Origin of the sequence: Streptococcus sp. KR, assembly GCF_002238115.1 — a bacterium.
In the GTDB taxonomy this organism is placed as follows: domain Bacteria; phylum Bacillota; class Bacilli; order Lactobacillales; family Streptococcaceae; genus Streptococcus.
This window is the reverse complement of the sequence record NZ_NGVM01000003.1, coordinates 1-20,162: the sequence shown is the minus strand read 5'-3', so window position 1 is coordinate 20,162 and position 20,162 is coordinate 1. Positions and strand designations below refer to the sequence as shown.

The window sequence follows — 20,162 nt, the reverse complement described above, 5'->3', positions numbered from 1 at the left end:
CTCTACATTTTACATGAGATAGCTGAGTTTTCTTTTTATTTTAGGCTTATTTATGCATTTCCGTATTGAAGAACGACTGATTCCACCGCAGCTTTTTCACGGTTAATCAGATCAACACGCGCTGCAATTTCTTTGATTCCCATACCGATGTTACGGCTAAGAGCAAGGTCAGAAAGTTGTGGCTCAAAGAATTCCTTGTACTCTGCCAAACGTTGCTGAGTCTTAAATACGTGTGCAGGAAGGATAACAAAGCTATCAAAGCTCATATCTCCTCCAAGGGCTGCCTTAATCCAAGCCCAGTTTTCACGCGCCCAAGACCATGCTGTTTCCTGAGTTGCTTGATGGCTTAAGAACTGGAAGTACCAAGCAGACAAGTCTTGTGGTTTGACCACAAATTTGTCCTTCCAAGAAGCAATCAAGTTTTGGATATTATCCGCATCTGTACTGTATGCAAGAGCAGCTGCCAACTGGCGTTTAAAGACAGCATCTGTTGCATGAGTATAAGTATCAAGATAAAGTGCTAACAAGTCTTTAGTCTCATGATGTTTCATCTCATTGATCAGAACTTGTGAGCGAATAGCTGCTGGAAGTCCTGCAAGATTCTCCTTGTGAGCCGCGAAGATTTGGCTAGCGACTTGACTAGCTTCTGCATCATTTGAACGAATCATCATAGAAACAGCCAACTGACGAACCAATTCATCCTCATCTGATTCGCCATCTTTAGCTTCAAAACCAAGACGGTCATAATTATGACGAGCCAATTTAGCAACCAAGGCTTTGAAGGCTCTTTCAGCTTCTGTACCTTCATCGATAAAGCGCTCAAGAGCAGAAATTACTTGAGAAACTGCTGAAACAACAAGGTAAGATTCTTCTTTAGCAAGTTTATCAAGGACTGGGAGCAAGTCAGCATAAGAAATGTGCCCTGCTTCAGCCAACAAACGACGTTCTTGAACGATTTGAAGTTTACTTGTGTTATCAAGCTCAACTAGGTCAGCAAGAATATCATCCAACAAGTCTCCTTGATAGTCTGTAATGTAGTGGGCTGTATTTTCAGTATTGAAACGAAGAGCTCCATCATTTTCAGCAAGAAGGGCTGCGTAGCCTGGAATTTCGATGCTTTCAGTTTCAAGTGTATCAGGCAAGCCTTTCCAGTTGCTGTTTAGTGGCACAACCCAGAGACGGTTCTTATCTTCGTGCTCACCGATAAAGAATTGTTTTTGTGAAATCTTCAAGACATCATTTTCAACTTTGACAGTGAGAACTGGGTAACCAGGTTGTTCCAACCAAGAATCCATAAAGGCTGCGACATCACGTCCAGACGCGTGACCAAGGGCATCCCAAAGGTCACGACCAATTGTATTGCTGTATTGATGCTTTTCAAAGTAGGCATGCAAACCTTTGGCAAAATCGGCATCACCTAGCCAACGACGAAGCATGTGCATGAGGCGACTCCCTTTGGCATAGACGATAGCTCCGTCAAAGAGGGTATTGATTTCATCTGGATGTTTCACTTCGACGTGGACAGATTGAACACCATCAGTCGCATCACGTTTCAAGGCAGACGGAACACCACCTGTTTGGAAATCTTCAAAGATATTCCAGCTTGGTTCAATAGCATCCACACAGACGTACTCCATCATATTAGCAAAGCTTTCATTGAGCCAAAGGTCATCCCACCATTTCATAGTAACAAGGTTACCAAACCACTGGTGAGCCAATTCATGGGCCACAACAAGGGCAACTTGTTGACGGCTGGCAAAGGTAGAGTTCTCATCCACAACTAAGTAAACTTCACGGTAGGTCACAAGACCCCAGTTTTCCATAGCTCCAGCTGAGAAGTCAGGAAGGGCGATATGGAGAGATTGAGGGATTGGGTACTTAACTCCATAGTAATCTTCGTAAAACTCGATAGAGCGAACAGCGATATCCAGTGAGAAATCAAGGTTTGATAGTGGATGAGCTTTGGTTGAGTAGACACCTACGAGAGTACCGTTTTTAGTTTTAGCAGTCACACCTTGCAAATCACCCGCAACAAAGGCTAACAAGTAAGAAGACATGCGAGGTGTTGTCTCAAACTTCCAGATACCTGTTTCCTTACGTTTTTCAACATCGATCTCTGGCATGTTAGACAAGGCCAATTCACCTTCTGCTTGGTCAAAACGAAGAGAGAGGTCAAAGGTTGCCTTGGCTTCTGGCTCATCCACACATGGGAAGGCTTCGCGCGCAAAATGACTCTCGAACTGAGTAGACAAGACTTCCTTCTTCACTCCATCAACTGTGTAGTAAGATGGGTAAATCCCTGTCATGTTGTCTGTAATTTTTCCTGAGAAAGCGATAACCACTTCAACTTGACCTGCTTCCGCAAGTTCAATATGAAGGGCTTCATTGTCATGATCAACTGTGAATGGGCGGGCTTGACCTGCAACTTCTACAGAAGCGATTTCCAGGTCTTTTTGATGAAGGGAAATGCGGTCACTCTGTGCTTGACCAGTGATAGTTACAGTCCCAGAAAAGGTCTTGGTCTCACGACTCAAGTCTAAAAATAAATCATAATGTTCAGGAACAAATTGCTTAATAAAATGTTCAACTGCTTGCATAGTTTTCTCCTATCTAAGTTTAAGAGCTAGAGCTCTTCTTCAAACAAACTTATTATATCATGTTTTGCTGGAGAAAAAAGGATTGGACGGCGATTTCCAAAACTTTCTTCCTTCTAATAGCCTACAGTGGGTAGACCTTGCGAAATTCTTCTAAAACAAGCTTGCTTTCAGGTGTAAAAGTCAGTCCTGCTTCTTTCAGCCACTCGGCGAAACAATTCTCATGAACCTGACGCCAATAGGCTAGGGATTTGTCACCTTCCCCTTACTTAAAGGCATGTTGAGCAGAAACTTGATTGAAGGGCTGGACAGAAACCTTTGTAATTTCGACAATACAGACAGACTGATTTTGACTATCTAAAATGACATCAAAAGTTCCTTCTTGAGGAAGAGACTCGGCTTCTAGTGCATAGAGGTCGTAGGCTGATGCTGTTGCAGTCTTTTCGCCTTTTAAAACCAAATCCGCTAAAAGGTCTGATTCTTCTCCAAAAGCCCAAGCATCGATTTCATCTCCTATAGAGGGGTTAATTTTCTTGTATGCACTCCACATTTCTTGCGGTGTCATGGGAGCTCCTTTGTAATTTCTTACTTTCTTCTTTTATATGTTTGAGATGGTCTGGATGGTCAATCTCTAAATTAAAAATCTCTGGAATAGAACTATAGTGGATAATGCATTCGATACCCATCTGATTCATTTTTTGTATGAAAGAAACATTCAGATAACCTGCTACAGCAAAGTCAATCTTTTTCATCCTTGCTTTATCCTGCATATCTCTTAGCATATCTAACATAATTGGACTTTCCATATCATGCCATTGACTGTTTCTCACAGTGGCAAAAACAAAAGAAGTCAAATCATTCATTCCAACTACAATCTTTGAAATACCCGTTTCCAGTATGCTGTCTAAGTCAAAATACGCTGACGGTAATTCAATCATCGTGCCAACTTCCCCAGTAAAACCATGCTCACGCAATACTGTAATAGCTTGCTTTAACTGCTCAGCATCATTGACAAAAGGAAAGATAACAGATAGATTGGGATTGGTTTGATAAACTTTTGTAACAACATTTGCCTCAGCATGAAATTCATTCGGACATGCCAGTAAACGCCTAGTTCCTCTATATCCAAACAAAGGATGACGTTCGTCAAAATGCTGTTTAGTTCCCTCTAAACAATTGGCTTCTGTATTCGTTAATTCAGAAAAACGATACCAAACTTCTTCATCTGAGTACAGGGAGCAGATAGTCTCTAGATAATCTTTTACAAATTGCTGACAACTTGCTAATATGATGTTTTGATTAAGCTCTCTCAACAAATATTCCCCACGAATCATGCCGACGTGGTGCAATAGTTGAGGATAAATTTTTTCAAGAATTTTTTCGCCACTAAGAGCTAGTTGGTTTCTCATCATTCACCTTCCAATTCATGTAAGAGGTTTTGTCCAGTTCCGGAAATCCTAATAATTCTGCTTTGACTTTCAAGACTTCTTGCGATGCATTCTCTTCTGTGATTTTTGATTTCCATCAGATCCTCCTACTTCAAAGACCAGCCACCATCCATTGTCAGAATTTGCCCCTGCATGGCAGATGCCTTTCCACTGGCCAAAAAGAGACTGACTTCTGCCACTTCCTCTGGTTCAATCCAACGCTTGATTGGTGTTTCACTAGCAACCCAGTCAGCCAAGCCTCCTGGCTCAAAATCTGCAGCGGTCATAGCTGTCTTGACTGCTCCTGGAGCGATACCAAAGACTTGAATCCCAGCTTCAGCATAGTCTAGAGCCAACTGCTTAGTAAAGCCTGCCAAGGCGTGCTTCGAAGAAGTATAGGCATGTCCACCGCCACCTGCTAGGCTCGAAGCGATGGAGCACATATTGATAATGGTCCCTTTTTTATTCTCCAGCATTTGTGTCAAGTAATAGCGAGTCAACTCAACAGGAGTCATATAGTTGATTTCAAAAATCTCTTGAATTTCCTGCGCTGTCTGTTCCAAAAGTGGTTTATAATCATCCAAAACTCCAGCAGTATTGCACAAAACATCCACCTGAGGACACCAATCAAAAATAGTCTCCAAGTCCAAGGTCAAATCTCTCTGTAAAAAATGGAAATCACCTTGTAGGAATGGATTTTCACCTTGGTCCACTCCATAAACTTGATAGCCCTTTTCTAAAAAGAGTCGAGCTTGAGCCAGACCAATCCCTGAACTCACTCCTGTAATGAATACACGTCTAGTCATGCACTTCTACCCAATCTGTCGCCAAAACATCACAAGGTGTCGGACTCCACATGGAAAAACCTTCTCCTTCTCCAGACACGTTGATTAGGAAATAAGGTGTCACTTCCAGTGCAACCCCGTTTTGTTCAATAGTATCAAAAAGCTGAACATAGTTTTCAGCACCTCCCCAACCAGTTCGTACATATTTTTTCTTAGCCTTTAACCCAGGTAGAATTTCTTCAAATGTCATGTTTTTCTCCTTTAATATCAATAATTCTTCCCTTCATTATAACAAAAAAACCGCTTTGCAACGGCTTTTTGACTATACTTAACTCCATTTTATCTTCTTAAATCTACGGAAAAATAAAAAAACGACAACCACTTTTTCAGCAGTTATCGTTGCTTATCTTTTAATCTTTTCCACCAAGTCGACTATTGATATTCATCATGATACTAGCTATTTTTTCACCCCAGTACGGATCTGATGCATAGCGTACATTCATTCCCGTCGCTTTATTTCCAAGGTGATCTCTTCCACGGTCAATATAGTTCTCACGAATCCACTTGGCCGCACCAAGAATTCCTTTATCTACATCATCAAATTTCTTAGCTGAATCATAGGGACTAGTATCGTAAGCAGCTATTCCGAAGAAGTTATTTTTATCATTAGCAATTTGGCTTCGTCCCCAAGCACTTTCTAGCGCACTATGAGCCATTAAATAGAGAGCATTGACACCATAACGTTTTTCAGCTTCTTTAAAAATTGCTCCTTTACCAGCAAGACGGCTGTTTCGGATATTCATCATCGAATAAACTCTATTTAATTCATCCGCACTATAGTTGGTTGGTTCAGTTAAATTCTTGAAAAGGAAACGATTTTTGATAGTAAACCCATCGAAATGTTCTCCATCCTTTGAATAATACTTCTTACCAATTTTCATGGCTGAAGTATGTGGAGCTACCCGAATACTAGTGTATGGAGAAAGTTCATGATATAGGAATCTTCCATCTGTAGTATAGTGAGGAATAAACTCACTTCCTTCATCAACTAAAGCCAAATCACTTTGATTCATATAACCGGACAAGCCTGATATTGAAACAGCTAGACGACTACCCTTGCTTTTAGAGCCATCATAGGTCACAATACTTCCCTGATTGACATAGCTCAAAATATCTCCTGATTCGCTATAAATATAGGCTGTGATTGGTTTAACCTTAAAATATTTTGGACTTTGAATCCACTTTCCGTTATCTTGGAAGAAGTACTCTTTATTTTTGATGTTAAAACTACCAGTAACATAGCTTCCATCTTCTTTCAGGTAGTACCATGCATTGTAGTTAGGATCAAAAATCCATTCATTCTTGGCCATATAACCACCAGATTTGAGGTAATAAGCACCAATCCATTCACGTGAAGCATAAGCACCACCTGATTTTAAGTAAAACCAGCTATTATAAGATTTATCAAAAATCCATTCTTTTTCAGCCATTGCTCCACTATTTTTTAGATAGTAAGCATCTTTCCACTGATTAATAGCCATCACACCATCACTGTTAAAATAGTACCATGTGCCCTTAATCTTTTCCCATTTATTACGAAGGATTTTTCCTGAATCTGTAGCATAATACCATTTATCAGTAATCTTCACCCAAGCATTTTGAGCCATTGCTCCACTACTATTAAGAAGATAATCGTTCACTAGAACATTGCTAGCCATAACTCCGTCTTGATTGAAGTAATACCAAACATTGCTAATTTTTTCCCATCTATTACGAACAATCTTTCCTGAATCTGTAGCATAATACCATTTATCAGCAATTTTTACCCAGGACTTTTCTACCATTGCTCCACTAATATGAAAAGCATAGTCGTTAACAATAGTATTGCTGGCCATGATTCCATGTTGATCAAAGAAATACCAGACACCCGCAATTTTTTTCCAATTTTTTATTGGTTGATTATTCTCATAAAAAAGCCATTCCCCATGCTCTTTCTGCCAACCATTCTTATGAGCTTCTTCAACTTTTTCTTTATTTGGAATAGCCTCTTGTTTAGAATTATTTTCTTTTACAACAACTGGTTCTTTCTTTTTTTCCGTCTTTTCAATTTCATTCTTTGTATTTTCAACAACTTTTTTCTCTTCTAATGCTGGAGTCTGATTTTTATCTTTTGGTTGACTCTCTTCCACTGATTGACTCTTATTCGTCGTTTGACTTTGGTCCGTTGTTTTACTATCTTCAGCAAAGACTGATGTTGTGGGCACAAGTGCCAATGCAAGAACTGCCGTGCTTACAAGTAGTGTTTTCTTCATTTTTCTCCCCTAAGTAGAAATTCATCTACATCATTCGTAATTAACTTTATTTTAACATAGTTAAAAGATGAAAATATTACAAAATGATGAAAATTCTATATCTTATTGACAATAAGGATAGTCTAGCTTATCTAAGGCTGGCTTTTACTTCCTTGCGTAGATTTTCTAGACTGCTGATACCATATTTATCCATAACCTTTGGTAAATTTTCGATGATATCAGGACAAGCATATGGATTGGTAAAGTTAGCTGTTCCAACTCCAATAGCAGATGCTCCAGCCAGATACATTTCTAGGGCAGCTTCAGCCGAATCCACTCCCCCCATTCCAATGATGGGAAGGTCTGTTGTTTGAGCGACTTGGCGGATGAGTTTGAGGGCTACTGGAAATACTGCTGGACCAGACATTCCACCTGTTCCATTGGCCAAGATTGGTTTTCTGGTTTTGAGGTCAAAGCGCATTCCAACTAGAGTATTGATCATGGTTAATCCACTTGCTCCTGCATCCTCTGCTGCCTTTGCGACAGTAACGATATCGGTCACACTAGGGGTTAGTTTGACATAAACTGGCACATCAGAAGCTTCCACAGCTGCTTTCACCACATCATAAGCCAAATCTGGGTCTTGACCAATCAAAAGTCCGTGATTACAGTGATCTACGTTGGGACAAGAAATATTGAGCTCAATAGCCTTTACATTAGCTGCCTTGGAAATCCCATGAGAAACAGCCGCATACTCTTGTTTTGAAAAACCAGCCACATTAGCGATAATAGGAAGATTTGGATATTCTCTTTCCAGCCAAGGTAGCTTTTCAGCCAAAACAACCTCCAAACCAGGATTTTGCAAACCGATTGCGTTAAGCATGCCAGCAGGTGTTTCTGCCACTCTTGGAGTTGGATTGCCAAAGCGTGGTTCAAGGGTTGTCGCCTTGATCATAATAGAACCTAAAAGGTCTAAATCATAGTACTTGGCATACTCTTGACCAAAACCAAAACAGCCTGATGCTGGAATAATCGGATTTTTCAAATCCAAGCCTGGTAGAGAAACTTGTAAACGATTTGTAGTCATAATTTTCTCCTTATAATACAACTGTTCCTGTGCGGAAAACAGGGCCATCTTCACAGACGCGTTGGCTGACCGTCTCGCTTTCTGGCACTTTTAGGACGCAGGCATAGCAAGCGCCCATCCCACAAGCCATACGAGATTCCAAAGATAGATAGGCTCTTGGATGGTTATAGAAGGTTTGGTTGATATACTTCATCATTCCAGGCGCCCCACATGAGTAAACAGCATCAAATTGATTGTCTAAATCCTTGATAACAACGGAGACATTCCCCTTGATGCCAAAAGAACCATCATCTGTTGTTACAAAGACCTGCCCATATTGGTCTAATTCCTTTTCAAGGATAACAGCATCCTTATTAGCAAAACCGAGGACTGTCACTACTTTCACTCCACGTCCATGCAATTCCTTGGCAACCTCAAGCAAGGGTGGAACACCAATCCCCCCACCAACGAGAAGAACCTGGCTCTGCTCATCTAGGTCAGACAAGTCAAAACCATTCCCCTGAGGCCCCATCACATCAAGAGTATCTCCCTGACTTAAGGTTGAGAAAATAGCTGTCCCAGTTCCCTCAATCCGATAAATGAGATGACACTGCTTCTTAACCTTATCGATAGACGAAATTGAAATAGGGCGACGCAAAAGATGAGCATCATCAGGCACACGCAGATGAAGAAATTGGCCAGCTCGCATGGCTTCAACCATTTCTCCTTCTAGGACTAATTCAAAGATTGCTGGCGCGATTTCCTCCTGTGCAACCACCTTCATGGTTTCCAAACGGATGGCACCCAAGCGTTTCTTACATGTGGGATTCATGACTTTTCCTCCTTAAATTTTAAGGGGACCAGATAAATAAAAGACCTTGCGATTGCAAGGTCTCAGTTAAAATCATACAAAACAATAGAGCACACTCAAAAAGTCTCCTCTAGAAAATTGTACTATTCTTTTATCTGACACCTTGTGAGTCTCTCTGGACTCCCCTTAAAGGTTAAATTTTTATTAGTATACTCTTTCAGCTAAAAAAAGTCAAGTAGAAAACGAACATTCTACTTGACCTCACGAGATTATTTTTCACGAATGACTTCGACCTTGTAGCCATCAGGGTCTTTAACAAAGTAATAGTTAGGTGCAGTTCCAGGTAGACCATTTGGCTGAGTCACTTCATAGCCTTTTGCACTGTGCTCTTGATGAAGAGCTTCAAGATCAGGTGTACTGAGGGCGATGTGGGCAAACCCATCTCCAACCACATAAGGACCGTGATCGTAGTTATAAGTCAATTCCAACTCATAGTCGTCACCCTCAAGACCTAGATAAACAATCGTGAAGGCATGATCTGGAAAATCTCTGCGACGCAATTCTTTAAATCCAAAAGCATCTTGATAAAATGCGATTGATTTTTCAAGGTTTTCTACTCGCAAGCAAGTGTGTAGCATTTTTGAAGCCATATTTTTCTCCTTTATTTTTAAAAAGACTGGGACAATCCTGTTCCAGTCTTATCTGTTATTATTTACCAAGTTTTGCTTTAGCTGCATCTGCAAGAGCTGTGAAAGCTGCTGCATCGTTAACAGCCAAGTCAGCAAGCATTTTACGGTTAACTTCGATCTCAGCCAATTTCAAACCATGCATCAATTGTGAGTATGAAAGTCCGTTCATACGAGCTGCCGCGTTGATACGAGTGATCCACAATTTGCGGAAGTCACGTTTTTTCTGACGACGGTCACGGTATGCATAGTAGTAAGAGTTCATTACTTGTTCTTTTGCAGTACGGAACAAGATGTGTTTAGCTCCATAGTAACCTTTTGCTAATTTAAGAATACGTTTACGACGTTTGCGTGATACAACGCCACCTTTAACACGTGCCATGTTTTATTTCCTCCAAATATTTCCTAGAATTGTTTACTTACAGTCAAGCTATTATTTCAAGCGAGTAAGCATTGCTTTGATACGTTTGTAATCTCCTGAATGCACCATAGATGCTTTACGAAGATGACGACGTTGTTTCTTAGTTTTTCCGTGGAAACGGTGAGAAGTGTAAGCACGGAAACGTTTAAGTCCACCAGAACCTGTACGTTTGAAACGTTTAGCTGATGCGCGGTGTGTTTTTTGTTTTGGCATGATTTTTTCTCCTTTATTTAACTTTCTGACAATTATTTCTTGTCAGTCGCTGGCGCCAATTGCATGAACATTTGACGTCCATCCATTTTAGCACGTTGTTCGATGATGGCAATATCTTGAGTTGCTTCAGCAAACTCGGCTAAAACTTTTGCACCAATCTCTTTATGGGTAATCATACGACCCTTAAAGCGAATAGATACCTTAACTTTATTTCCTTTTTCAAGGAATTTGCGTGCATTGCGAAGTTTTGTATCAAAGTCACCCTTGTCAATAGTTGGACTTAGACGAACTTCTTTCACAGTAACAACACTTTGTTTTTTACGTTGTTCTTTTTGCTTCTTCTGGTACTCAAATTTGAACTTACCGTAGTCCATAATTTTTGCAACAGGCGGTTTGGCTTGGGGTTGAATCAATACTAGGTCAACATTAGCATTATCAGCCAAAGCTTGCGCTTCACTGAGTGGCTTGATGCCTAGCTGTTCTCCTTCAAGACCAATCAAGCGAACTTCACGTACACGAATCTCATCATTGATGAATAAGTCTTGCTTTGCTATGGTTTTCACCTCTTTTGTTTTATTAGAGAAAAACAATAGCGGACTCGTAAATATACAAGCCCGCACGTTATGATAGCGTTTCTTAGAAACTTTTCATCCGTAGGGCCAGGCAACTTAATGTCACAAGGCGAGAAGCTCTCACTTCTGCTTTTCTCAACTTTTATATGATACCAAGTTTTCTAGTCCTTGTCAAGATAAAAAGTTATTTTTTTGAAAAGTTTGTGTTTATATTTTGACTTGGTTTTCGAATCAAAAAGAGAGAATCAAGTTGATTCCCTCTCTATGTTAGTTTTTACTTATTTTCCCTATAGGAAAACTAAAACCTATTAAAAACTTCCTTTTTACGTGAACTTCCCCATCTTTCAATAAATAGAATCCCCACTAACAAAAGGATAACCAGGCAAGGAAGTAAGACCATTCCCATACTCCAATTCAGATTGACATTATCAATCTGCTTAGGTAATCTTCCAGACAAAATCTCTACTGAACGCAAGTAAGTAAAGGGAATCAGGTGTGCAGTCCTCTGAAGAGGCTGAATTGTTTGGATGCCAAACAATAAGCCAACAATCCCAATGAGTGAAAGAAAAAGGACAGGCATTTTTTGCTTGAAAAAGTAAGCAATCAAGTACACTACTTCCACAATGACGATAAAGGCTAAGAAAGCTAATAACAAGCCAGGAAATAACACATCTTGTATCTTTCCAATAGTTACCTCTTGATTCACTAAGCTATAAATCGGGTAGGGATAATCTAACTGTCCAAAACCACTTATCAGACTTCCCACTAGAAAAGAAAATCCGCTGATTCCGATAAACAGCACAGTTACATAACCCACTCCAACTCCAAGAGAAGACATTGCAAATGTCACTTTTGAAAAAGGATATAACTGAGCTGTATCCAGATGATTTTGATATCTTTCTGCGAACAGTTGCGTTAGCATAAAAATAATAGCAACCACAAACAAGCTTGGGATGATAAGCTCTAAAATCCAGACAATCTGATCAATCCCGTGGGTCGGATAAACTAAATTGTGGGCTTTTATGTTCAAGGGATATAGGGCTTGGTAAGTCTTTCGTTGGCGGTCAACCGCCATTTTCAAGTCAGAGCTAGAAGTCGGTTGCTTCGATACAATTTCATAACTCTTCTCTTCATCTTGCCACTGCAAATAGTAGGCTTCTTTCCAGCGTTCTTCTTTTAACAAAGCCAGAATTTCTTTCTTTTGAGTAAAAAGATTTTTTTGCGATTCTAAATTAATTTTAGCAATCTGGTATTCCTCCGAGTTGGTATCAGATATTTTGGAGAGTTTCTCTTCATATTCATTGATGACTCTCTCATCTTTTACAAGACGGGTTTCCAACTCGCTCTCCAAGCTGACGGAGTTTGCAGTCTGACTATTAAAATAAAAGGTAACACCGAGTCCAGATACAAATAAAGCTAAGATAATCCAGTTTAAGCGACTTTTGAAAACTTTTTTTAATAAAAATAGACTAACATCTTTCATAAACTAAACCTCTTCTATTTGCCCCTGATGAATGGTTACTACTCTATCGCAGACATCAAGCAACTCTTCCTTATAGTGGGAACTTAAAAGAACCAGCTGTTCTTGTCTATCGATTTGTGCTAGCCTATCAAAAAACTTCTGTCGATAATACTCATCTAAGCCATTTGTAATCTCATCCATAAGCCAGCATTTCGCCTGACTGAGGAAATACATAGCAATCACCAAGCGTTGCTTCATGCCTAAGGAATACTTGCGAATGGGAAGGCTGATATAGTCCGACATTTCCCAATAGGCAATTTCATCCCTCAAGTTCAGCCCTGACTTCCAGATGTTTTTGATAAGACGAAGGTAGTCCATCCCACTTAAGTTTCCATCCAGCCATTCAATGCTTTCATAATAAAATAAAAAAGGAGGGGCTACAATATTTCCACTACTTATAGGAATTAAGTTGCTAATGGCGCGGAACAGGGTCGTCTTCCCAGAGCCATTGATAGCAAGAATACCATAAATCCTACCCTTTTCAAATGTAAAATCAACATCTTGTAAGATGACTTGTCGCGTTTTTAAGGTCACATGAGTAAGCTGCAACATATCTAGCCCTCCTTTTTGGATTAATAGCCTCCGCTGTAGTAGTTTAGTACCTCATAACGATTGTAATTTCAGCCAGAACCAACTTTATACTCTGAATAGCTGTCATAACGAGACTGTGATAGTTCGTACTACACTTTCCAATCATACCTATAAGTTTTAAGAACGCTCACAGCAGATACACTGGACTGAAAAAGACCAATAGATCATAAACTAACTAATTAAATGGTTTTTACTAATTTTTAATAGTTTTATATCATTGAACTTGAATACGCTTTCATTATATCGTTTTTATCATTATTATGCAACAGATTTTTAGTTTATTTTACTAATATATAATATTTGTCCTTCCTATCGAACACTTTCGATTTTCCAATTTTTCCAACCTTTAAAGCGTATAGCTCCTTGCTGGTCAGTTCGGTAAACTTTGCTATTGATACCTTCCAGTCGTGTCAAGGTTTCCTGATGGGGGAGTTTCGTTCGATTGTTCTTTCCAACTGAGATGAGAGTCATCTCTGGTTTGAGATGTTCTAAAAAGGCTGAATTTGATGATTTTTTAGAGCCATGTTGGCCAGCTTTCAAAACATCCACTTCTAGGTCAGGATACTGCTTCAGCAATTCCTTCTCCCCTTTCTCCTCCAAATTTCCTGTGAAGAGAAAGTACTTATCCAAGAGTTTTCCATACAGAACCAGGGAATCATCATAACCTCCATCTCCTATTTTCCTTGGAGATAAGACTTCTAACTGACTTCCAAAAATTGGCAAGTTCTCTCCTGCTGTCACACTGCGCACCTTGGTTTGAATTGCCTGTAGTTCTGCCACAAATTCCTTCTGTTTCAAACTGCCTTTGGACACTAAAATTTCGCCTACATGGAAAGCCTTGGTCACCTCTAACAAATCTCCAACATGCTCCTTGTCCGTGTTAGTCAAAATTAGCTGGTCAATCTTAGCTACTCCTCGACTTTTGAGATAGGGAATCAAGGTTCGCTGGGCATTGCTGGTCGTCGTCCTTTCTTGCCATTTTTCGATTTTCTTATCAGATTCTACCTTGCCACCGACATCTATGAGAATGGTTTTCCCAGTTACATCCCGTAAGAAAATACTTTCTCCTTGCCCCACATCCAGCATGGTAATTTCATTTTCCAGTGGATGCTTAGTCAAGAAAAAGATACCCGTAATCAATAAGCTCAATACTGCTAGCCTTTTTATGCTTTTCCTCAAATCATAGACCAAAGCCAAAGAAATTAATAGTAGTATCAACAGCCATGCATTGGGTTGTCCAAAGACCAGAGGCCTACTTGCCACCTGTGATACCAAACGAATAATGCTTTCCAACCACTCAAAGAGAAAATTAAGCTGAATAACTGGATAGAGAAAAGAAAGGGCAAATAAGATAGACAAGAGAGGTAAGAAGACCAAGTCAAATAGAAAGGAAAAGACAAAGGTCAAAAGGATGGACCATGGTTGAAATTCTGCAAAATAGAAGGATAAAATGGGTAATATACCCAAAGAAATGACAAGACTTTCTCTAGCAACAGCATGGAGCCCCTCGCCTTCTTTGCTAGTCATGGTCAAGATAAAAGCATAAGCGCAGGACAAGACTCCTCCTGCTGTCAAGAAAAAGTTGGGCATGACGATAAAGAGAACAAGCACAGTCAGGGCAAAATTATCCAAGCCCTTAACACCATGTTGAGCCAATAATTTTTGCAAGAGACTGCGAATGACCGATGCTGAAAATCCAGTTAGCCTCGCATAGATAAGGGAAAAGGGATAAGTCAACCACTTCAACTTTTCTTGGGTCAAGCCCAATCGCAAGAGAAGTTTCTTAAATCCGTCCATGAAAAAGCCTACCTGCATGCCCGACAAGGCAAAAAGATGGATAATTCCTAGACTAGAATAAAGCTCATTCATCTCCTCAAAGTCGGTGTCCAGATGTCCTAATAGAAGCCCCGTCATGTAATTGCGCATAGGGTCTGGAAAGTGCGTCTTGATCCAAACTACAGCCTTTCGACGTAAGCTGGACAGGTTTTCACCTATATCCCAACTGCCAACCTTTTGAAGTGACTGAATTTTTTTGATATTGAGAGTCTGGAAAATTCCCTGAGTCTTCAGATAGGCTTGGTAGTCAAAACCACCAAAATTTCTCTGCCCTTCTGGCTCCGAAAGTTTTCCTTCAAGTTCTATCTCATGAAGGTCTATTAAGGTTTGAAAGGCTTCTTTCTCCTCCTCGGACTGGAGTTTATAATAGACTTGAAAAATGCGTCCATCATGCTTACCACGAAAGGACAGACTATCACCATTGACCTTAATAGTGTCAGGCAAAATCCGCACCCTTTCAACAGAATCCGCCAAATTTTGACTCGCTTGACTCTGTTGCCAATTTTGAAACAGAAACCAGAAACCAAAGATTCCACAAATCACTAGAACTTTTCTAACAGACTTCCACGGAAATTGGATAAAGAGACAGACTAGCAGAAAAACGAAGCCTAACAGTGCGATATATGATGCTGAGAAAATGGCGTAATAAAGCCAGAGCAATAGAAAACTCAGATAGATTAGGGGAATGGGGAAATTCTTAATCCACTGTAACATAGTCTTTTAGCTTTTCTATGGTTTTTGCACCAATACCAGAAACCTTCTTAAGTTCATCAACCGACTTGAATTTCCCATTTGATTCACGATGGTCGATAATATCCTGAGCTCGTTTGCCACCCAGACCCTTGACCTGTTTAAGCTCTTCCAGACTGGCCTTGTTGAGATTGACCTTCTTTGCTTTACTTGTCGAAGAATCCGTCCCCGAACCAGTCTGTTGACTAGCTGCTTCTTCTCCCTTAATTGGAACGTAGACCAGAGCTTCATCACTAACTTTCTGAGCTAGATTGAGCGATTTGCTGTCTGCTTGCTCTGTCAGGCCACCTGCCTTCTGAACGGCATCATTTACTCGACTACCTACAGGCAAATCATAAATCCCTGGCGATTTAACAGCACCCTTCACATCTACTGTGATTAGGTCTTGTTCAAGAGGTTCTGCCTTTTCTTCCTTCTTCACTTCCTTTTCGGTTAATAAATCCTTGGAAACAGCTGCAACTTCTGCCTGCAAATTCGTTTCCTTGACAGGTGTTGGTGGAGCTGGCTTTAGCAGGAAAAATCCGCCGACAAGTAAACCTAGTCCAGTACAGATAACAATGATTTTATACTCTTTGATTTTCTCGATAATTGCTTCCATATTTTCTCCTCTCTTAGATTATTCGTAAGAGGAAGAAAAAACAGTTGAAAATTTCTTCTCAACTGCTTATTAATTTGCAAAATAGTCTTCCTTGGTCAATACATAATGAACTCTTGTAACGATACGACCTTTTTCATGCTGGTCCATACAAGCATAAGGTTCTTCGTGGGAGAAGCGCATACCTGATTTCTCCATTACCTTGCCTGACGCAGGATTATCCTTATCGTGAAGGGCAGTCAACTTATTCATCCCTATCTTCTCAAAAGCCAGTTCAATCACAGCACGATTGGCTTCTGTCGTTAATCCTTGATTCCAATACTTTTTATTGATAATGTAGCCAATAGCTGCCTTCTTAAGAACAGGATCAATCTTGTGCAAGTCAATGGTTCCAATAAACTGACCATTGCTTTTTAGTTCTATTCCCCAGCGTCCCAAGGGATTTGCCAAGTAGAACTGAGCAATGTTATTCTTGGTTTCTTCCAAGCTTTGATCGGTTGGAAAAGTGTAACGCGTGTTTTCTCTGTCCGAGGCATACTCAAACATGGCTTCTGCATCATCCAAGGATACAGGTCTAAGCAATAAACGCTCTGTCTCCACTATTGGATACTGGGCTAGTTTTAAAAAGATTGATTCCATACTTCTCCTCCAATTAAAAATATTTTCTACCAGTCTAGCATAAAAAAGAAGTTACAACAAGAAGCGCGAACAAAGAATACCAGATAACTGATTCTAGAGCAGAGAGTTTTCTGGTCTTTGGAAGCATTTCTAAATGTTTCTTAAAATCAATAATTACATAATTCAGAGTCCTACTGACAATGAAGATTTATCTTTTTTTCTTTCTTTTTTTGAATCTAGTATTTACTTTTTTTATGACATAAAGAATAAAACTTCCCAAAATATCTAGTCCTATTGAGATTATAAATATTCTAATAAGCCAAAGCAGCCAACGTGTTTGATTAATGAATACATTGATGTAGGCATTTCCCCCATCAATGTAAATAATAAGAAGAAGTAAAAATATTTCAAGAGGAATGCGAATTTCAGCTTTCTTCAGACTAAATTCTTTAAATAAATTTCTAAAACTGACCTCTCCGTCCGATTCTGTTTCCCAATATTCCTTGCTTTGAGTTTTAAGATATAAAAGATAGGCTACTTCAATAATCAATTGGGGGAAAGCATAACAGTAAAGGAGTGTACTTGTAATACCTAAAACCATAGCAAACTTCCCTAAAAAAGCACCAGTTAACAATACTAACATAAAAATAATGAGAATAGATTCTTGACTGTAGGCACTGGATTTGGCAAAGTAATTTCTCACCGTTCGACTTGCAGAAAAACCGTTTTTCAGTTGTCGCATCAACCAAAAATAGTGATAAATAAAGCCACAAACTGTAGAGAATACTAAAAACAAAATGACTGGTATTGACGATTCATTAAACTCTTGAAAGCCATTATTATTGACTGTAAACAAAATATAACACGTTAGCATTAACGATAAGAAAATTCCTATATACGATAATAGTAATAAAATAGTTGATAAAATTTGTTTACGATAAATAAAACTCATCCCTAGTGGAATCACAGTTGCCACTATAAGATAGACCGAATATAATAAAATAAAATTAAAAAATATGTTCGATGACTTTTGCAGACCAAAATCAATTAGGTATAGCTCTACTCCAAAGATGACTGCTCCTGTAAATGAAATCAACATCATACTTGCAGATGCGCGAGTGTTTGCTAAGCTTTTAAAATATGCTTTATTTAATTCTTCAACTTCTTTCACTGTTTTTTCTTTCCTTTTTTGAATCCAGTTTCTAATCTTTTCATCATAGATAGAATAAAGCTCCCCAAAATGTCCAGCCCTATCAAAATTATAAATATTCTCCCAAGCCAAATAAGCCAAAGGGGGGTGTATGAACTAGGACTAAAATAGCCTATATTATACATAATACCTAGGAATATTGAACAAAACAAAATCTCAAGGGAAATTCTAATCTTTGCTTTCTTCAAACTGAAATCCTTATATGAATTTCGAAAAGTCTCTTTTTTCTTAGGTACATCTTCCCAATACTCCTTGCTTTGAGTTTTTAGATATAAAAGATAGGCGACTTCTGTGATGAGTTGGGAGAAGCCATAGCTAAAAAGTACCGCTGTTAGAATTCCTAAAACTAGCGCAAACTTACCAGAAAGAACACCGCCTAGCATGGAAACTGTAAAAATAATGAGAAGAGAATTATTATTGTGGGCACTAGATTTCGCAAAATAATTACCCATTGTTCTATTGGTAGAAAAACCTTTTTTTAACTCTCTTTTTAGCCAAAAATAGTGATAAACAAAACCAACAACTGTACAGATTAACAAAAAAGGAATGGTGTATAATGAACGTTCGTTGTATTCTTGCAAATTAGTCCCTGAATAAACAAGAATAATATAAGATATAAGTATCAAAGATAAAAAAATACCTATATAAGATAAAAGTAATAATATGGTTGATAAAATCTGTCTACGATAAATAAATGTCATTCCTAGCGGAATAAAGGTTGCCACGACAAGATAAATAACATAAATCAAAACAAAATCAAAAAAGTAATTTTCCAAAGGATTTATTCCGTAGCCTTTAACAAAATAAAAATATTGGAAAAGCAGAAACAATGCCAAAACGAAGGCTCCTGTAAATGAAATCAACATCATACTTGCAGATGCGCGAGTGTTCGCTAAGCTTTTAAAATATTCTTTATTTAATTCTTCAACTTCTTTCACTGTTTTTCTTTCCTTTTTTGAATCTAGTATTTACTTTTTTTATAACATAAAGAATAAAACTTCCCAAAATATCCAGTTCTATTGCATAGATGAACAATTTGACACTCCAGACCAGCCAAATAGGTCGCTTAATGCTCTCATCTGAATAACCACTATAATTAATAATCCCTAATAATATTGCAAAAGCTACCATCTCAAGTGAGATACGAATTTTTGCTTTCTTTAAACTGAAACCCTTAAATAAATCTCGAAAAATCTCTTTTTTCGTAGGTACATCTTCCCAATACTCCTTGCTCTGAATTTTTAGGTATAAGAGGTAGGCAACTTCTGTAATCAATTGAGAAAATGCATAGCTGAAAAGAAGGGCTCCAAGAATTCCAAAAATAAGTATCAATTTACCTGAAAGAAGACCGACTAGCATAGAAACTATAAAAATAATAAGAAGAGAGTTCTTACTATAAGCACTGGATTTTGCGAAATAATTACCCATTGTTCTATTGATAGAAAAACCTTTTTTTAACTCTCTTTTTAACCAAAAATACTGATAAATAAAACTACAAATTGTACAAATAACTAAAAATGGAATAAAAATTGGAGAATATAGAGAGAATCCTATAGTAAATTCCTTCGTTGAAATAGAAGTAACTATAATCAAAAGCATCATCAACTGCAGAGAAAAGTATATGACCATATAGACTAGTAGCAGAAAAATTGTTGACAAAATTTGCTTCTTATATACAAAGAGACCAACTAATGGAATGAAAAATGCAATAATAAGGTAGAAACAAGAAATCAAGAGTAAATCAAAGAACCAATTCATAAATGGATTTATTGTAGCGACTGTATCAAAATAGTAATAAAAAACGAAAATTTCTAGTGCTAATATAAATACTCCTGTAAATGAAATCAACATCATACTTGCTGATGCGCGAGTATTCGCTAAGCTTTTAAAATATGCTTTATTTAATTCTTCAACTTCTTTCACTGTCTTTTCTTTCACTTTAACCTCCTAAATTGACCTAACTCTAAGTCCGTTTAATTAAAAATCACAGCTTAATCAGCTTATTCTAATTTTTCAATAAATTAAAAAATCTATAGAACTCGATCTTTCAATTAAATATCTTTATTTTCTAATTCTTTGTATAACTGTCTCAATATCATGCTGCGTTTAATCAATTTGTTATTTAAAATAGTGTATACGATAAAATATGATGATAAAGTTAATACAAGACTAAT

The 20,162-nt window shown here is 38.4% G+C and carries 19 protein-coding genes, 2 pseudogenes and 1 other annotated feature; all 21 genes and pseudogenes read right to left on the bottom strand.

The features are described 5' to 3' along the window. Positions 1 to 50: 50 nt before the first annotated feature. The gene (locus CBI42_RS01605; protein ID WP_094753080.1) at positions 51 to 2,597 is read right to left on the bottom strand and encodes a M1 family metallopeptidase; all 2,547 of its coding nucleotides are present in this window, start codon (positions 2,595 to 2,597) and stop codon (positions 51 to 53) included. A gap of 121 nt (positions 2,598 to 2,718) precedes the next feature. Continuing rightward, positions 2,719 to 3,159 (bottom strand): annotated as a pseudogene (locus tag CBI42_RS01595) (ASCH domain-containing protein). Then, positions 3,119 to 4,003 (bottom strand): putative PEP-binding protein, encoded by an 885-nt coding sequence (locus tag CBI42_RS01590; protein ID WP_094753079.1) that lies wholly within the window; start codon positions 4,001 to 4,003, stop codon positions 3,119 to 3,121. The pseudogene CBI42_RS01595 and the gene CBI42_RS01590 overlap by 41 nt, the downstream one beginning before the upstream one ends. Next, a pseudogene (locus CBI42_RS13190) lies at positions 3,981 to 4,109 on the bottom strand (NUDIX hydrolase); the annotation flags it as partial. The pseudogene CBI42_RS13190 and the gene CBI42_RS01590, both read right to left, overlap by 23 nt. A 19-nt stretch (positions 4,110 to 4,128) precedes the next feature. After that, positions 4,129 to 4,827 carry a 3-oxoacyl-ACP reductase gene (locus CBI42_RS01585; protein ID WP_049488690.1) on the bottom strand — a complete coding sequence of 233 codons (699 nt, stop codon included), beginning with the start codon at positions 4,825 to 4,827 and terminating at the stop codon, positions 4,129 to 4,131. After that, the gene (locus CBI42_RS01580) at positions 4,820 to 5,056 is read right to left on the bottom strand and encodes a DUF2829 domain-containing protein (RefSeq protein WP_000141913.1); all 237 of its coding nucleotides are present in this window, start codon (positions 5,054 to 5,056) and stop codon (positions 4,820 to 4,822) included. The genes CBI42_RS01585 and CBI42_RS01580 overlap by 8 nt, the downstream gene beginning before the upstream one ends. A gap of 160 nt (positions 5,057 to 5,216) precedes the next feature. After that, entirely contained in the window at positions 5,217 to 7,118 is a 1,902-nt protein-coding gene (locus tag CBI42_RS01575) for a glucosaminidase domain-containing protein (RefSeq protein WP_094753078.1), read from the bottom strand. Positions 7,119 to 7,245: 127 nt separating this feature from the next. After that, entirely contained in the window at positions 7,246 to 8,232 is a 987-nt protein-coding gene (locus CBI42_RS01570; RefSeq protein ID WP_179211346.1) for a dihydroorotate dehydrogenase, read from the bottom strand. Further along, positions 8,195 to 8,995, bottom strand: a complete 801-nt coding sequence (locus CBI42_RS01565) for a dihydroorotate dehydrogenase electron transfer subunit (protein WP_049491832.1) — start codon at positions 8,993 to 8,995, stop codon at positions 8,195 to 8,197. The genes CBI42_RS01570 and CBI42_RS01565 overlap by 38 nt, the downstream gene beginning before the upstream one ends. A 248-nt stretch (positions 8,996 to 9,243) precedes the next feature. Next, entirely contained in the window at positions 9,244 to 9,624 is a 381-nt protein-coding gene (gloA, locus tag CBI42_RS01560; RefSeq protein ID WP_000157156.1) for a lactoylglutathione lyase, read from the bottom strand. 58 nt (positions 9,625 to 9,682) lie between these two features. Further along, positions 9,683 to 10,042, bottom strand: a complete 360-nt coding sequence (rplT, locus tag CBI42_RS01555; RefSeq protein WP_000124834.1) for a 50S ribosomal protein L20 — start codon at positions 10,040 to 10,042, stop codon at positions 9,683 to 9,685. A gap of 51 nt (positions 10,043 to 10,093) precedes the next feature. After that, positions 10,094 to 10,294 carry a 50S ribosomal protein L35 gene (rpmI, locus tag CBI42_RS01550; RefSeq protein ID WP_001125943.1) on the bottom strand — a complete coding sequence of 67 codons (201 nt, stop codon included), beginning with the start codon at positions 10,292 to 10,294 and terminating at the stop codon, positions 10,094 to 10,096. Positions 10,295 to 10,326: 32 nt separating this feature from the next. Beyond that, the gene (gene infC, locus CBI42_RS01545) at positions 10,327 to 10,857 is read right to left on the bottom strand and encodes a translation initiation factor IF-3 (protein ID WP_000848180.1); all 531 of its coding nucleotides are present in this window, start codon (positions 10,855 to 10,857) and stop codon (positions 10,327 to 10,329) included. Positions 10,858 to 10,872: 15 nt separating this feature from the next. Then, positions 10,873 to 11,004, bottom strand: a sequence feature (ribosomal protein L20 leader region). Positions 11,005 to 11,164: 160 nt separating this feature from the next. After that, complete coding sequence (locus tag CBI42_RS01540) at positions 11,165 to 12,349, bottom strand: hypothetical protein (RefSeq protein WP_094753076.1); 1,185 nt, start codon at positions 12,347 to 12,349, stop codon at positions 11,165 to 11,167. Positions 12,350 to 12,352: 3 nt separating this feature from the next. Then, positions 12,353 to 12,940 carry an ABC transporter ATP-binding protein gene (locus CBI42_RS01535; RefSeq protein WP_094753075.1) on the bottom strand — a complete coding sequence of 196 codons (588 nt, stop codon included), beginning with the start codon at positions 12,938 to 12,940 and terminating at the stop codon, positions 12,353 to 12,355. Between the two features lie 348 nt (positions 12,941 to 13,288). After that, positions 13,289 to 15,529, bottom strand: a complete 2,241-nt coding sequence (locus tag CBI42_RS01530) for a DNA internalization-related competence protein ComEC/Rec2 (RefSeq protein WP_094753074.1) — start codon at positions 15,527 to 15,529, stop codon at positions 13,289 to 13,291. Beyond that, positions 15,513 to 16,163 carry a helix-hairpin-helix domain-containing protein gene (locus tag CBI42_RS01525; protein WP_070478860.1) on the bottom strand — a complete coding sequence of 217 codons (651 nt, stop codon included), beginning with the start codon at positions 16,161 to 16,163 and terminating at the stop codon, positions 15,513 to 15,515. The genes CBI42_RS01530 and CBI42_RS01525 overlap by 17 nt, the downstream gene beginning before the upstream one ends. 69 nt (positions 16,164 to 16,232) lie before the next feature. Continuing rightward, complete coding sequence (locus CBI42_RS01520) at positions 16,233 to 16,799, bottom strand: GNAT family N-acetyltransferase (protein WP_049488676.1); 567 nt, start codon at positions 16,797 to 16,799, stop codon at positions 16,233 to 16,235. Between the two features lie 187 nt (positions 16,800 to 16,986). Next, positions 16,987 to 17,949 (bottom strand): hypothetical protein, encoded by a 963-nt coding sequence (locus tag CBI42_RS01515; protein WP_256963621.1) that lies wholly within the window; start codon positions 17,947 to 17,949, stop codon positions 16,987 to 16,989. Continuing rightward, a complete protein-coding gene (locus CBI42_RS01510; RefSeq protein WP_094753073.1) occupies positions 17,946 to 18,926 on the bottom strand; it encodes a hypothetical protein in 981 nt (326 codons plus the stop codon). The genes CBI42_RS01515 and CBI42_RS01510 overlap by 4 nt, the downstream gene beginning before the upstream one ends. Continuing rightward, complete coding sequence (locus tag CBI42_RS01505) at positions 18,913 to 19,926, bottom strand: hypothetical protein (RefSeq protein ID WP_094753072.1); 1,014 nt, start codon at positions 19,924 to 19,926, stop codon at positions 18,913 to 18,915. The genes CBI42_RS01510 and CBI42_RS01505 overlap by 14 nt, the downstream gene beginning before the upstream one ends. Positions 19,927 to 20,162: the final 236 nt, after the last annotated feature.

What these genes read in the sequence shown, in the direction of transcription:
- CBI42_RS01590 (WP_094753079.1), bottom strand. Translation starts at nt 4,003, where the DNA reads ATGAGAAACCAACTAGCTCTTAGTGGCGAAAAAATTCTTGAAAAAATT.
- CBI42_RS01565 (WP_049491832.1), bottom strand. Translation starts at nt 8,995, where the DNA reads ATGAATCCCACATGTAAGAAACGCTTGGGTGCCATCCGTTTGGAAACC.
- CBI42_RS01530 (WP_094753074.1), bottom strand. Translation starts at nt 15,529, where the DNA reads ATGTTACAGTGGATTAAGAATTTCCCCATTCCCCTAATCTATCTGAGT.
- CBI42_RS01570 (WP_179211346.1), bottom strand. Translation starts at nt 8,232, where the DNA reads ATGGCCCTGTTTTCCGCACAGGAACAGTTGTATTATAAGGAGAAAATT.
- rpmI (WP_001125943.1), bottom strand. Translation starts at nt 10,294, where the DNA reads ATGCCAAAACAAAAAACACACCGCGCATCAGCTAAACGTTTCAAACGT.
- CBI42_RS01585 (WP_049488690.1), bottom strand. Translation starts at nt 4,827, where the DNA reads ATGACTAGACGTGTATTCATTACAGGAGTGAGTTCAGGGATTGGTCTG.
- CBI42_RS01540 (WP_094753076.1), bottom strand. Translation starts at nt 12,349, where the DNA reads ATGAAAGATGTTAGTCTATTTTTATTAAAAAAAGTTTTCAAAAGTCGC.
- CBI42_RS01525 (WP_070478860.1), bottom strand. Translation starts at nt 16,163, where the DNA reads ATGGAAGCAATTATCGAGAAAATCAAAGAGTATAAAATCATTGTTATC.
- CBI42_RS01580 (WP_000141913.1), bottom strand. Translation starts at nt 5,056, where the DNA reads ATGACATTTGAAGAAATTCTACCTGGGTTAAAGGCTAAGAAAAAATAT.
- CBI42_RS01575 (WP_094753078.1), bottom strand. Translation starts at nt 7,118, where the DNA reads ATGAAGAAAACACTACTTGTAAGCACGGCAGTTCTTGCATTGGCACTT.
- CBI42_RS01605 (WP_094753080.1), bottom strand. Translation starts at nt 2,597, where the DNA reads ATGCAAGCAGTTGAACATTTTATTAAGCAATTTGTTCCTGAACATTAT.
- CBI42_RS01535 (WP_094753075.1), bottom strand. Translation starts at nt 12,940, where the DNA reads ATGTTGCAGCTTACTCATGTGACCTTAAAAACGCGACAAGTCATCTTA.
- rplT (WP_000124834.1), bottom strand. Translation starts at nt 10,042, where the DNA reads ATGGCACGTGTTAAAGGTGGCGTTGTATCACGCAAACGTCGTAAACGT.
- gloA (WP_000157156.1), bottom strand. Translation starts at nt 9,624, where the DNA reads ATGGCTTCAAAAATGCTACACACTTGCTTGCGAGTAGAAAACCTTGAA.
- CBI42_RS01520 (WP_049488676.1), bottom strand. Translation starts at nt 16,799, where the DNA reads ATGGAATCAATCTTTTTAAAACTAGCCCAGTATCCAATAGTGGAGACA.